Source organism: Gemmatimonadota bacterium (assembly GCA_026706845.1).
Taxonomy (GTDB): domain Bacteria; phylum Latescibacterota; class UBA2968; order UBA2968; family UBA2968; genus VXRD01.
The window spans coordinates 1-718 of the sequence record JAPOXY010000127.1; the positions used below are offsets into that span (position 1 = coordinate 1).

Below are 718 nucleotides of genomic sequence, written 5' to 3' on the forward strand. Positions count from 1 at the left end.
TTGGGACGCAGGTAGATCACGTTGGAATAGATCGGCAGACCGTGATGCTCAATAGCTCGTCCGATATATCCAGCCATGCGGCGCGGCATAGGTGGATTGGTGCTGTCGGTGGTTTGAAACTCGTTGTGGACTAATGCCTCCTCGCCGTCAATACGCACGCGAATCAGGCTATCGGTTTGGCGTGCTTCAACAGTGAGTTGCTCTGTGTCAATAACTGCAAGAACTTCAATGTCCTCGCGTCCGAGGGTGAAACCGGCGAAGTCGTCGGGATATTTCTGAATCAGGTGTTTAGAAATCGTATCAAATTCTGCCATGTAAGATGCCCTGGTCTGAAAGTTGATTGTATTTTACATAAACGCAACAGTCAGAACCCAAGCAAATATCAGGCCAAAAAATGAAATTATCACAGAATTGAGCGATAAATTGCATATAAGCATCTCATTATGCCTTCAATATGCTGTATTGCGGTCTTGTTCACAACTTGAATTTGTGGATTGCCTATTGAATCGGAGATGGAGGAGCGCAGGCATTGGAGGCAAAAGTGTATATTTTGAGCGATGTATGAGTGGTATGGTGAAAGAAATGTTCTTCTCATCCAGACCAATCTCGGGCAGCAATCCAACTTTTTTTACCCTCAAAGTCCTTGTGTCCTCAACATCAGTGTTTTATAATGTGTCTCCCCCTGACGAGACCCCAATCTAACCGCACAAAAACAAAA

The 718-nt window shown here is 45.0% G+C and carries 1 protein-coding gene; it reads right to left on the reverse strand.

Translation table 11 applies throughout. The features are described from left to right. Positions 1-314: hypothetical protein (locus tag OXG87_12370; GenBank protein MCY3870346.1), on the reverse strand; the 314-nt coding region annotated here is incomplete at its 3' end. Between the last annotated feature and the right edge of the window lie 404 nt (positions 315-718).